This window comes from Sinorhizobium fredii USDA 205, assembly GCF_001461695.1.
Classification (GTDB): Bacteria; Pseudomonadota; Alphaproteobacteria; order Rhizobiales; family Rhizobiaceae; genus Sinorhizobium; species Sinorhizobium fredii.
The window spans coordinates 298,545-310,629 of record NZ_AUTC01000001.1; the positions used below are offsets into that span (position 1 = coordinate 298,545).

At 62.9% G+C, this 12,085-nt stretch carries 16 protein-coding genes; all 16 read left to right on the forward strand.

Features of this window, described 5'->3' with window-relative positions; all coding sequences use genetic code 11:
• Window positions 1–40 precede the first annotated feature (40 nt).
• Window positions 41–820: a DUF1217 domain-containing protein gene (locus tag N181_RS01290; protein WP_014327332.1), complete on the forward strand. Its 780-nt coding sequence runs from the start codon at window positions 41–43 to the stop codon at window positions 818–820.
• Between the two features lies 1 nt (window position 821).
• Window positions 822–1,547, forward strand: a complete 726-nt coding sequence (gene flgF, locus N181_RS01295) for a flagellar basal-body rod protein FlgF (protein WP_014327333.1) — start codon at window positions 822–824, stop codon at window positions 1,545–1,547.
• Window positions 1,548–1,613: 66 nt separating this feature from the next.
• Complete coding sequence (gene fliI / locus N181_RS01300; protein ID WP_014327334.1) at window positions 1,614–3,014, forward strand: flagellar protein export ATPase FliI; 1,401 nt, start codon at window positions 1,614–1,616, stop codon at window positions 3,012–3,014.
• Window positions 3,015–3,016: 2 nt separating this feature from the next.
• Window positions 3,017–3,568 (forward strand): hypothetical protein, encoded by a 552-nt coding sequence (locus N181_RS01305; protein WP_037392027.1) that lies wholly within the window; start codon window positions 3,017–3,019, stop codon window positions 3,566–3,568.
• A 191-nt stretch (window positions 3,569–3,759) separates the two neighbouring features.
• Window positions 3,760–4,140: a flagellar basal body rod protein FlgB gene (flgB, locus tag N181_RS01310; RefSeq protein ID WP_014327336.1), complete on the forward strand. Its 381-nt coding sequence runs from the start codon at window positions 3,760–3,762 to the stop codon at window positions 4,138–4,140.
• Between the two features lie 5 nt (window positions 4,141–4,145).
• The gene (gene flgC / locus N181_RS01315) at window positions 4,146–4,565 is read left to right on the forward strand and encodes a flagellar basal body rod protein FlgC (RefSeq protein WP_014327337.1); all 420 of its coding nucleotides are present in this window, start codon (window positions 4,146–4,148) and stop codon (window positions 4,563–4,565) included.
• Entirely contained in the window at window positions 4,565–4,900 is a 336-nt protein-coding gene (fliE, locus tag N181_RS01320) for a flagellar hook-basal body complex protein FliE (RefSeq protein WP_014327338.1), read from the forward strand. Before flgC ends, fliE begins: the two co-directional genes overlap by 1 nt.
• 11 nt (window positions 4,901–4,911) lie before the next feature.
• Window positions 4,912–5,700: a flagellar basal-body rod protein FlgG gene (gene flgG / locus N181_RS01325; RefSeq protein WP_060563202.1), complete on the forward strand. Its 789-nt coding sequence runs from the start codon at window positions 4,912–4,914 to the stop codon at window positions 5,698–5,700.
• A gap of 18 nt (window positions 5,701–5,718) precedes the next feature.
• Window positions 5,719–6,225, forward strand: a complete 507-nt coding sequence (flgA, locus tag N181_RS01330) for a flagellar basal body P-ring formation chaperone FlgA (RefSeq protein ID WP_050983988.1) — start codon at window positions 5,719–5,721, stop codon at window positions 6,223–6,225.
• On the forward strand, window positions 6,222–7,337 hold the full coding sequence (locus tag N181_RS01335; protein WP_060563203.1) for a flagellar basal body P-ring protein FlgI: 1,116 nt from the start codon (window positions 6,222–6,224) through the stop codon (window positions 7,335–7,337). Before flgA ends, N181_RS01335 begins: the two co-directional genes overlap by 4 nt.
• A complete protein-coding gene (locus N181_RS01340) occupies window positions 7,334–7,873 on the forward strand; it encodes a MotE family protein (RefSeq protein WP_014327341.1) in 540 nt (179 codons plus the stop codon). Before N181_RS01335 ends, N181_RS01340 begins: the two co-directional genes overlap by 4 nt.
• Window positions 7,870–8,580 (forward strand): flagellar basal body L-ring protein FlgH, encoded by a 711-nt coding sequence (gene flgH, locus N181_RS01345; RefSeq protein ID WP_037392029.1) that lies wholly within the window; start codon window positions 7,870–7,872, stop codon window positions 8,578–8,580. Before N181_RS01340 ends, flgH begins: the two co-directional genes overlap by 4 nt.
• Window positions 8,581–8,591: 11 nt before the next feature.
• The gene (locus N181_RS01350) at window positions 8,592–9,083 is read left to right on the forward strand and encodes a flagellar basal body-associated FliL family protein (protein WP_037392031.1); all 492 of its coding nucleotides are present in this window, start codon (window positions 8,592–8,594) and stop codon (window positions 9,081–9,083) included.
• 54 nt (window positions 9,084–9,137) lie between these two features.
• Window positions 9,138–9,875, forward strand: coding sequence for a flagellar type III secretion system pore protein FliP (gene fliP / locus N181_RS01355; protein ID WP_014327344.1), 738 nt, complete (start codon window positions 9,138–9,140; stop codon window positions 9,873–9,875).
• A 282-nt stretch (window positions 9,876–10,157) separates the two neighbouring features.
• Window positions 10,158–11,153 carry a flagellin N-terminal helical domain-containing protein gene (locus N181_RS01360; protein ID WP_037392033.1) on the forward strand — a complete coding sequence of 332 codons (996 nt, stop codon included), beginning with the start codon at window positions 10,158–10,160 and terminating at the stop codon, window positions 11,151–11,153.
• Between the two features lie 246 nt (window positions 11,154–11,399).
• A partial coding sequence (locus N181_RS01365; RefSeq protein ID WP_060563204.1) for a flagellin N-terminal helical domain-containing protein occupies window positions 11,400–12,085 on the forward strand: 686 nt, incomplete at its 3' end.

Consider the following 12,085-nt stretch of genomic DNA (forward strand, 5'->3'; position numbering starts at 1 on the left):
CCATCGCGCCGGGCTGCTACTCCGCACAGGGCGACCGATAGTGACCACGACCTATACGAGCTATAAGCTGATTACCGCCGACATCACCAGCTCGCTGGAGCGCGTCTCGGAGCAGCCGGTCGTGGCGCGCGAGACGGAGTACTATCTTTCCAGGATCGGCAGCATCAAGACGCTCGACGAGTTCTTCGCCGACAGCCGGCTCTATGACTATGCGATGAAGGCGCACGGTATCGAGGACATGGCCTATGCCAAGGCCTTCATGCGCAAGGTGCTTACCGAGGGCATCGATAGCGAGGATGCTTTTGCCAACAAGCTGGCCGATAGCCGCTACAAGGCCCTGGTCGAATCGCTGAACTTCGCGCGGCACGGCGATACCGCAACCTCGTTCGAGCGCGCGCAAAAGGGCGTCGTCGACAAATACACGCACCAGACCCTGGAGCAGAATGCCGGCGAGGAAAATACCGGCGTCCGGCTGGCTCTCTATTTCGAGCGCATGGCGCCTCTGATCACCAGCGGTTACGAGATCATTGCCGACGAGGCGCTGGCGCAAGTCGTTCGGACCGCGCTGCAACTGCCCGAGGAATTTGCCGCAGCCGACGTCGACCGACAGGCCGAAGCCTATGAGGAAGCGATCGACCTCAAGGATTTCCAGGATCCTGTAAAGCTCGCGGCCTTCGTCGATCGCTTCACCGCCCTTTGGGAGATCAACAATTCTTCCGACAGTTACGATCCGCTTGCGGTCTTCGGTTCTTCGAGCGGCTACGGAATTTCCCCCGACCTGCTCCTTTCCATCAACAATCTGAAACTCGGGGGACGCTGACGTGCAGACCGGCCTTTATGTGGCGCTTTCATCGCAGATGGCGCTTGAGAAGCGCTTGAACACGCTTGCCGACAACATCGCGAATGCCAATACGGTCGGCTTCCGCTCCACGGAAGTGAAATTCGACCAGGTGCTTGGCGATACGAAGCCGACCAAGGTCTCGTACGTGTCCGAAGGCGAGGAATACTTAAGCACCAGCAACGGCGCCTTGGCGCGGACCGGGTCCGCGCTCGACTTCGCCATCAAGGGAGACGCCTGGTTCAACATCGACACGCCCGGCGGGCCGGCGCTGACCCGTGACGGCCGCTTCACCCTGACGGAAACCGGCGAACTTGTGACCCTCAAGGGATATCCGGTGCTCGACGCCGGCGGTGCGCCGATCCAATTGAATGGCGGTGCCGGCGAGATCACCGTCGGCGCCGACGGGGCCATCCACCAGAACGGCGTCCAGGTTGGCCTCCTCGGCCTCTATGAGGCGGATTTCTCCAGCGGCTTCGTGCGCTATGACAACAGTGCCGTCATGCCGGCCGCTCAACCGGAACCCGTCGTCGACCGCTTCGATGTCGGCGTGATGCAGGGCTTCCTCGAAGAGTCGAACGTCAATGCCGTCCAGGAAATGACCCAGCTCATCATGGTGACGCGCGCCTTTGACAATGTCACGGCTTTGATGCGCGACAGCGAAGGATCGCTTGAAGAGGCGATCAAGACGCTCGGCGGCGAGCGCTAGAGCGAAGCAAGGAAAGTGTGAAGAGGCTCACGGCAACCGGCCGGTGTCGACGCAACGGAAATCTACATGGAACCCCAAGGCTCTGACACCATTCCAGCTTCGACCTCGCTGGCGGCGCTCGCCGGCCTTGTGGAGCGCTATGCCAATCCCGACGTTTCGATCGCCCCTGGCGGTCATGTCCAGACGATCTCGCCGGGGCACTATACCGTTACCGGTCTTTCTCGCCATGTGCGGCTGGGGGATTTCGTGGCGCACAAGAGCGCCACCGGCACCCATCTCGGCGAAGTGGTGCGCGTCGAACCGGAGCGGGTCGTCGTCTGCCCGATCGAGCCCGGCGATCCCATCGGCATCCACGATACCGTCATCCGCAAGGGCGCCTTCCGTATCGCGCCGACGGACAACTGGTGCGGCCGGACGATCAACGCGCTGGCCGAACCGATCGATGGCCGCGGCCCCCTCATGCAGGGCGACATGCGTCGTTCGATCTCCAATACTGCGCCGCCGTCGATGACGCGCAGACGGGTCGAGCAGGGTTTCAAGACGGGCGTGCGCGCCGTCGACATCTTCTCGCCGCTCTGCCTCGGCCAGCGCCTCGGTATCTTTGCCGGCTCCGGCGTCGGCAAGTCGACGCTGCTTTCGATGCTGGCGCGTGCCGACGCCTTCGACAAGGTGGTGATCGCGCTGGTCGGCGAACGCGGCCGCGAAGTGCGTGAATTCATCGAGGACACGCTCGGCGACAATCTTGCCAAATCGGTTGCCGTCGTCGCCACCAGCGACGAAAGCCCGATGCTCAGAAAAATGGCGCCTCTGACGGCGGTGACGATCGCCGAGCACTATCGCGACAAGGGCGACAACGTTCTGCTGATTATCGACAGCGTGACGCGCTTCGCCCATGCGATCCGCGAGGTGGCGACCGCGGCAGGCGAGCCGCCGATCGCCCGCGGCTATCCGGCTTCGGTCTTCACCGAATTGCCGCGCCTGCTCGAGCGGGCCGGCCCTGGCGCCGAGGGGACCGGGACGATTACCGCGATCATCTCGATCCTGGTCGACGGCGACAATCACAACGATCCGGTTGCCGATTCGGCGCGCGGCATCCTCGACGGCCACATCGTCCTCGACCGCAGCCTGGCGGAAGAGGGGCGCTATCCGCCGATCGATCCGCTGGCTTCCATCTCGCGCCTGGCAAGGAAGGCCTGGACGCCGGATCAGGAAAAGCTCGTGGCGCGGCTGAAATCGCTGATCCATCGCTTCGAGGAAACCCGCGACCTCAGGCTGATCGGCGGCTACCGGGCCGGCGGCGATCCCGATCTCGACATGGCGATCAAACAGGTACCCGTCATCTATGACGTCCTCAAGCAGACCCCCGGCGAGCGATCCGCCGCCGATGCCTTCACCGACTTGGCAAATGCGCTGAAGGCGGCCGCCATGGGCAACCAGCCCGCCGCGGCTATCCGGGGGAAGGGGTAGCAATGACCGATAACGAAGCGGACGAAATCGTCCACCAGCGCCGGCGCCACGCCAAGATGCCGCTGACCGACAAGGTCCTTGGCGCCATCGGGCTGGCCATGGCGGCCTTTGCGACCTTCTTTCCGTGGTACGCCTTCCTGCACCAGGACCAGTTCTCGATTCCGCCGCTCTGGCAGGGAACGACGCGGGATCTGCCGGAGCGGTCCGGTCGCGGCGTCGTGTCGGTCTCGCCGCTGGCGATGACCGACATGGACGAGGAGACCGCCGCGGCGATCGATCGGCTGACGACGGCGACCGTGCTCGGGCTCGAGCATCAGCCGGCCACGGCCGCGGGTGGGCAGGAAGCCGGCCTGGAACAGCCCTTTCCCGAACCGTCCGGCTTCAAGCTGATGCACGTCGCCAACGGAAGGGCTCTTATCGAGGACGCGACCGGCATGTATATCGTCCGCATCGGCTCGGTCCTGCCGGACAACAGCCGGCTGGCGACCTTCGAAGAGCGCGACGGCCGCTGGGTGATGATCACCTCCAAGGGCGAGGTCTACCAGGCCAACTAGGCGGCCTACAGCGCTGCGCGTCTTGTCAGACGCGCAAAGGTCGCTGTCGCACTTTGAAGTGCTGCATGTTCTTTTCCCTGAATCGGCTGCGATTTAGGGAAACGTGCAGTAGGCTCCTCATCCCGGTTTCTCGACAAGTCCCACGCAAGATTACCCGCCTAGGGTCCTCCTCATCTCATGAGGAGTAGTCGATGGATCCGATTCAGCTTTTCGAACTCGCGTCGCGCCAGGCCCAATGGCTGACGGTCCGCCAGAATGTCGTGGCCGGCAACATCGCCAATGCCAATACGCCGCATTATAGGGCCAAGGACGTCCAGCCCTTCGAAAGCGTGCTCCAGAACACCGGCATCCAGATGGCCGCGACGCATCGTGCCCATTTCACCGACAGCCCGGATGCCGCGCAGGTGACCGACGTCAGCATGATCGACGACGTGGCGGTCCAGCAGTCCGGCAACACCGTCGCGCTCGAGCAGGAAATGATGAAGACGGGCGAGATCAAGCGCGACTACGAACTCAATTCCGGACTGGTGAAATCCTTTCACCGGATGATGCTCACGACGGTACGGAAATAACACCCATGGATCCTTTGACCTCGGCACTCAAGGTTTCGGCTTCGGGCCTGCAGGCGGAGTCGACGCGCCTGCGCATCGTTTCCGAAAACATCGCCAATGCCCGTTCCACCGGCGACGTGCCCGGCGCCGACCCCTATCGCCGCAAGACGATTTCCTTTGCCGCGGAAGTCGATCGGGCTAGCGGCGCGTCGCTCGTCGAGGTCCAGCGCCTCGGCACCGACGATTCGAGTTTCAGCATCGAGTTCGACCCCGGCAATCCGGCGGCCGACGAGAAGGGCATGGTAAAGATGCCGAACGTCAACATCCTGATCGAGATGGCCGACATGCGCGAAGCCAACCGCGCCTACGAGGCCAACCTGCAGACCGTCAAGCAGTCCCGCGAACTCATTTCCCAGACAATCGACCTGTTGAGGGCTTCGCAATAATGATCGATGCAATTCAGTCCGTCGGCGCGTTTTCGACCTTGAAGGAGGCCGAGGGCACCAGCCCGAGCGCCTCGACCGCGCTCTCCCTGCCGAGTGCCGGAGCTGCCGCTCCGCAAGCGCAGAGCTTCGCCGACGTCCTCGGCACCATGACCACGGACGCAATCCGCTCGATGAAATCGGCAGAAGGCGTGTCGCTGCAGGCGATCCGCGGCGAGGCGAACACCCGTGAGGTCGTCGATGCGGTGATGAATGCGGAACAGTCGCTGCAGACCGCGCTCGCCATCCGCGACAAGGTGGTCACCGCCTATCTCGAAATCGCCCGCATGCAGATCTGAAGGAACGTGACATGAAGGCCCTTTCCATCGCCGCCACGGGCATGAACGCCCAGCAGCTGAACCTCGAAGTCATCGCCAACAACATCGCCAACATCAACACGACCGGTTACAAGCGGGCGCGGGCGGAATTTTCGGACCTGCTCTATCAGACGGAACGCGCCCAGGGCGTGCCGAACCGTTCCAATCAGGCGATCGTCCCGGAAGGCGCGATCGTCGGTCTCGGTGTCCAGACGGCCGCCGTCCGCAACCTCCATGTCCAGGGCAGCCTCGTCAACACCAGCAACGATCTCGACCTTGCGCTGGTCGGCCGTGGCTGGTTCCAGGTCGAAACGCCCAATGGCGAAACGGTCTATACCCGCTCGGGCGCCTTCAACACCAACGCCACCGGCCAGCTCGTCACCATCGACGGCTACACGGTCGTTCCCGGCATCACCGTGCCGCAGGACGCGACCGACATCACCGTCTCGGCTTCCGGCCAGGTTCTGGTACGGATCGGCGATGCGACGGAGACTCAGGAAATCGGCCAGCTGACGATCGCCAATTTCGTCAACGAAGCCGGCTTGGAACCGCAGGGCGAAAACCTCTTCAAGCAGACTGCGGCATCCGGCGAGCCGATCGTCGGCACGCCGGCCGATCCGGGCTTCGCACAGATCAAGCAGGGCTATCTGGAATCCTCCAACGTCGATCCGGTCAAGGAAATCACCGACCTCATCTCGGCCCAGCGCGCCTACGAAATGAACTCCAAGGTCATCCAGGCCGCAGACGAGATGGCCGCCACGGTGAGCAAGAACCTCAGGTAACGGGAAGAGGGGGCAAACATGAGGTTTCGCCGATCCGCCGAAAGGGCAGCAAAAAGCGGCTTCGCGCGCTTGACGCGGTCGCTCGCACTTGCCGCAGTTGCCGCGGCACTACTGTCGCCGGCGGCCGCTTCCGCACAGCAGCCGACCGCCGTCATCCCGAAGCAGACCATCTATCCCGGCGAAACCATCGAGGCGAGCATGCTGGAAGTGGTCGACGTGACCAATCCGGATCTCGCCGACGGCTATGTCGGCTCCCTCGCAGAGGTCGAGGGCAAGGTGACGAAGCGGACCCTCCTGCCGGGACGGGTAATCCTCGCCTCGGCGCTGCGCGACCGGTACGCGGTCGAGCGCGGCTCGACGGTGCGGCTGATCTTCAACAATGGCGGGCTGACGATCACCGCCGCCGGCTCGCCGCTGCAGGATGCGGCGGTCGGCGAACTGATCCGGGCCCGCAACGTCGATAGCGGCGTCATCGTCTCCGGCACGGTGATGGCCGACGGCACGGTCCATGTGGTGGCGAAATGACGATGCGCGTGTGTAAGTGGTTGCTGACCTTCGCCTTGCTGTTTGTGGCAATATGGACGCCGGCGTATGCGGCGTCGCGAATCAAGGACGTGGCCTCGCTGCAGGCCGGGCGGGACAACCAGCTGATCGGCTACGGTCTGGTGGTCGGGCTGCAGGGAACGGGCGACAGCCTGCGGTCCTCGCCGTTCACCGACCAGTCGATCCGCGCCATGCTGCAGAACCTCGGCATCTCGACCCAGGGCGGCGAGTCGCGGACGCGCAATGTGGCGGCGGTGCTGGTCACCGCCACGCTGCCGCCTTTCGCAAGCCCCGGCAGCCGCGTCGACGTCACGGTCGGCTCGCTTGGCGACGCGACGTCGCTGCGCGGTGGCACGCTGGTCATGACGTCGCTCTCGGGTGCCGACGGGCAGATCTATGCAGTAGCCCAGGGCTCGATCGTCGTCACCGGCTTTAGCGCCCAGGGTGACGCCGCCAGCTTGTCGCAAGGCGTGACGACGGCCGGCCGCGTCCCGAACGGTGCGATCATCGAGCGCGAGCTGCCGTCGAAGTTCAAGGACGGCTTCAACCTCGTGCTGCAATTGCGCAACCCGGACTTCTCGACAGCCGTCGGCATGGCGGCGGCGATCAACAAATTTGCTTCCGCGCAGTTCGGCGGCCGCATTGCCGAAGCCTTGGACTCGCAGTCCGTCCTCGTCCAGAAGCCGAAAATGGCCGATCTCGCCCGGCTGATGGCCGACATCGAAAATCTCGTCGTCGGGACGGACGTCCCGGCCCGCGTCGTCGTCAACGAGCGGACGGGCACGATCGTCATCGGTCAGGACGTGCGCGTCAACGAAGTTGCGGTCAGCTACGGCACCCTGACGGTGCAGGTCACCGAGACCCCGACCGTCGTCCAGCCGGCGCCGTTCTCGCGCGGTGAAACGGCTGTGGAGCCCAATACCACCATCGAGGCGCAGTCGGATGGCGGCACGGTGGCGATCCTCAACGGCGCGAGCCTTCGCTCGCTTGTTGCCGGCCTGAACAGCATCGGCGTCAAGCCGGACGGAATCATCGCGATCCTGCAGAGCATAAAGACGGCGGGAGCCCTACAGGCGGAGCTTGTGTTGCAATGACCGAAACTCTGGACTTTGTTCTCGGCAAGTCTCGCCGCACGCTGTTGGCCGCGGCCGGCACAGCATTGATGCTGGCGATGCCGGGCGCATTCGCGCAGGACGTGACCGCGCCTCCCGCGGAAAACGGCGCGACCAACGAAATCCAGCAGTTCTGCACCAATATCGCCGATGCGGCGCGCGACCAGCGCTACCTCCTGCAGCGCAAGGATCTTGAAACCCTGCAGGCGAGCGTCGACGAACGCATTGCGACGCTGGAAAAACGTCGGGCCGAATACGAGGACTGGCTGAAGCGCCGCAACGATTTCCTCAAGCAGGCGGAACTCGGGCTCGTCGACATCTACAAGACGATGAAGCCCGATGCCGCCGCCGGCAAGCTCGAAATGGTACGGCCGGAGATCGCCGCGGCGATCGTCATGAAGCTGCCGGCGCGCCAATCCTCGCTGATCCTCAGCGAGATGAGCGACGAGAAGGCGGCGGTGCTCACCAACATCATTTCCAGCGCCAGCGACCCGAACACCTCGAAGGAGCCATCATGAGAATGCAACTTACGGCCGCCCTGGCCGCGAGCCTTCTTGCGGGATGTCAGAACCAGGCCTTCAAGGAAATTGGCCAGGCCCCGTCGATGAGCCCGATCGGCAGCGGCCTGCAATACACCCAGACGCCGCAACTCGCCATGTATCCGAAGCAGCCGCATCAGATGACCGCCGGCTATTCGCTGTGGAACGACCAGCAGGCCGCCCTCTTCAAGGATGCGCGCGCGATCAATGTCGGCGATATCCTGACCGTCGATATCCAGATCGACGACAAGGCGTCCTTCAACAACGAGACCGACCGCAGTCGCACCAATTCCAGCGGTTTCAACCTCGGTGCCAGCGGCGAATCGCAGACCAGCGACTTCGAATGGTCCGGCAATCTCAAATACGGATCGAACACCAAGACCGAAGGGGACGGCAAGACCGAGCGCTCCGAGAAGCTCCGGCTGCTCGTCGCGGCGGTCGTCACCGGCGTGCTGGAGAACGGCAATCTGCTGATCAGCGGCTCGCAGGAAGTGCGCGTCAACCACGAACTGCGCATCCTCAATGTCGCCGGCATCGTCCGGCCGCGGGATGTCGACGCCGACAACATCATTTCCTACGACCGCATTGCCGAGGCGCGCATCTCCTATGGCGGCCGCGGCCGGCTGACCGAAGTTCAGCAGCCGCCCTATGGCCAGCAGATCGTGGATCTCATCTCGCCGATCTGAGGGGTGTGACGATGGAAGAAATCGACAGCAAGCAACCCAAGTCCCCGTCGCTGGTAATGACCATCGCTGCGGTCGCCGTGCTGACGCTCGTCGCCGGCGGCGGTGGCTGGCTTGTCGGCGTCCTTCTGGCGCCGCCGCCAGCGGATAAGGCGGAAGCTGCGGCTGAAGTGCCCGAGAGCGCCACCGGCGAGGAGGGCCTTCCGAAGATCGCCACCGAAGCCAACGGCATCGTCCAGCTCGAACCGATCACCACCAACCTTGCCTATCCGGCCGAGAACTGGGTCCGCCTCGAGGTCGCGCTGCAGTTCAAGGGCGTGCCCGACGTCGCGCTCGCGGAAGAAATCCACCGGGATATCGTGGCCTACCTCAAGACCGTGTCGCTGCAGCAAATCCAGGGGCCGCGCGGCTTTCAATATCTCCGGGATGACATCCAGGAACGGGTTGACCTGCGCTCCGACGGCCGCGTAACCAATGTGATGTTCCGAACCTTCGTCATCCAGTGATTCGGCAGGGTCAGAACCACTCGATTCATCCATTCGTACAGGCCCTGACCCTGGATGCTCCGGATTGCTGCCTTCATAGTCGCCATGGTGGCGATGTCGGGAATTGCCGGGGCCCAGAGCTTTCCCGCCGACATCCTGAACACGCCGGTCGACGGTTCGGTCGCCTCGTGGATCATCCGCACCTTCGGGCTCCTGACCGTCCTTTCGGTGGCTCCCGGCATCCTGATCATGGTGACGAGCTTTCCGCGCTTCGTCATCGCCTTTGCGATCCTGCGCTCGGGCATGGGTCTTGCGACCACGCCGTCGAACATGATCATGGTGTCGCTGGCGCTGTTCATGACCTTCTATGTGATGGCGCCCACCTTCGACCGCGCCTGGCGCGAAGGCATCGATCCGCTCCTGAAAAATGAAATCTCCGAGACCGAGGCGCTGTCACGCGTCTCCGAGCCGTTCCGCGAGTTCATGCTCGCCAACACGCGTGACAAGGACCTGCAACTCTTCATCGACATCGCCCGGGAAAAGGGCCAGACGGTCGTCGTCGACGACAAGGTCGATCTCCGCGCCGTCGTCCCCGCCTTCATGATTTCGGAGATCCGCCGCGGCTTCGAGATCGGCTTCCTGATCATGCTGCCCTTCCTGGTGATCGACCTCATCGTCTCGACCATCACCATGGCGATGGGCATGATGATGCTTCCGCCGACTTCGATCTCGCTGCCTTTCAAGATCCTGTTCTTCGTGCTGATCGACGGCTGGAACCTGCTCGTCGGCAGCCTGGTGCGCTCCTTTACCTGAGCCTCGGGCCGTGTCCCCCGTTAAGACATCCGGCGAGCCCGAAACAATCCGTTAAGCATAGGATTTCACGCGGGATTCACCACATTGCCGGGTCGCCTTCGAGGTGCCCCGCCGGTTAAGCTGTTGGCAAGAAATGGCTGCGAATTTCGTCCTCACACGACGGGTTTGGTGTCCTTCACGAGTTGAGCGGAACCGAGTGGCATGATGCCGGATCGTCGTGACCGGTAACGATTTTAGCCCGGTATGTCCCCCCATAAGTATTTCGTAAAAGGGACAACGAACATGGCAAGCATTCTGACCAACACCTCCGCTATGGCAGCGCTCTCGACGCTGCGCTCCATCTCCTCCAGCATGGAAGACACGCAGAACCGGATTTCCACCGGCCTTCGCGTCGGTACCGCGTCGGACAACGCCGCCTATTGGTCGATCGCGACCACCATGCGTTCTGACAACGCGGCCCTCTCGTCGGTAACGGATGCGCTCGGTATGGGCGCGGCCAAGGTCGACACGGCCTATGCTGGTATGCAATCGGCAATCGACGTAGTCACGGAAATCAAATCCAAGATCGTTGCTGCAAGCGAAGAGGGTGTGGACAAAGCCAAGATTCAGGAGGAAATCGGTCAGCTTCAGGAGCAACTGCTCTCGATCGCCGAATCCGCTTCCTTCAACGGACAAAACTGGATCGCCGGCGGTGTCGACACCGCCACCGCGACGCTCGATGCCACCGTCGTTTCCGGCTTCGTGCGTGATTCCAACAGCGGCGTTTCCGTTAAGACGACCACATACACGCTCGATGGCTCCACGGCGGGTTCCATGAATGTGCTCTTCGGCGGCGACGCGACCGGCACTATCTCCGCCACCACAGGCATCCTCGGAACCATAGCATCGAGCTGGACCACGGTGGACTTCGATACCAGCGTGGCTGGCACAACCGCCGCCGGCGCAACGGTCGGTGCGATGTCTATCAACACGCTCGACATCACCAGCTTGACGGCCACGGAGTTGGGTGAGGCTCTGACGCTGGTCGAAGCCGGTCTCGATGCTATGACGAGCGCGGCCTCGGAACTCGGTTCGATTTCGACCCGTATAGACCTGCAGTCCGATTTCGTCTCCGAGCTCAGCGACTCGATCGAAAGCGGCATCGGCCGCCTCGTCGATGCCGACATGAACGAGGAGTCGACTCGCCTGAAGGCCCTGCAGACGCAGCAGCAGCTCGCCATCCAGGCCCTGTCGATCGCCAACTCCGACTCGCAGAACATCCTGTCGCTCTTCCGCTAATCGGCGAACCGGCACGGGGGCTGACCGTGCGCAACGCTGGAAAAGAGCCGCGACCGTATTCGGTCGCGGCTTTTCGCATTTTTTGTTCCGCTTCAGCATTCCTTAACCATCTTGCTGTTTCCTAGGGCCATCGAAATGACGGGTTAACCAACAAAATTAATTGGTTAGCAGGCATGATGCTGACCGTCGCTTCCCGGTGAGCTCCGGAATGTCCCTTCTTAATCAGCCACTAAGGGGCACCCAAACATGACAAGCATTCTTACCAACGTCGCAGCCATGTCCGCACTGGAAACGCTGCGGAGCATCGGCACCAATATGGAAACCACCCAGGGCCGCGTCTCCTCCGGCCTGCGTGTCGGCGAGGCTTCGGACAACGCCGCCTACTGGTCCATTGCGACCACGATGCGTTCTGACAACATGGCGCTTTCCTCCGTTCAGGACGCTCTCGGCCTCGGCGCCGCCAAGGTCGACACGGCTTACGCCGGCATGGAGTCGGCCATCGAGGTCGTGAAGGAAATCAAGGCCAAGATCGTCGCTGCCACGGAAGAAGGCGTCGACAAGGCGAAGGTCCAGGAAGAAATTACTCAGCTTCAGGACCAGTTGATGTCGATTGCCGAGTCCGCCTCGTTCTCCGGTGAAAACTGGATCGCGGGCGGCGTCGACACCGCCACCTCGACACTTGATGCCACAGTCGTCTCTGGTTTTGTGCGTGACTCCAGCGATGCCGTTTCTGTGAAGACGACGACGTACACGCTCGATGGCTCCACCGCGGGTTCCATGAACGTGCTCTTCGGCGGCGACGCGACCGGCGCCATCTCCGCTACGACAGGCATCCTCGGAACCATTGCATCGAGCTGGACCACGGTGGACTTCGATGCCAGCGCCGCCGGCGTAGACCCTGCCGGCGCAACGGTCGGTGCCATGTCTATCCA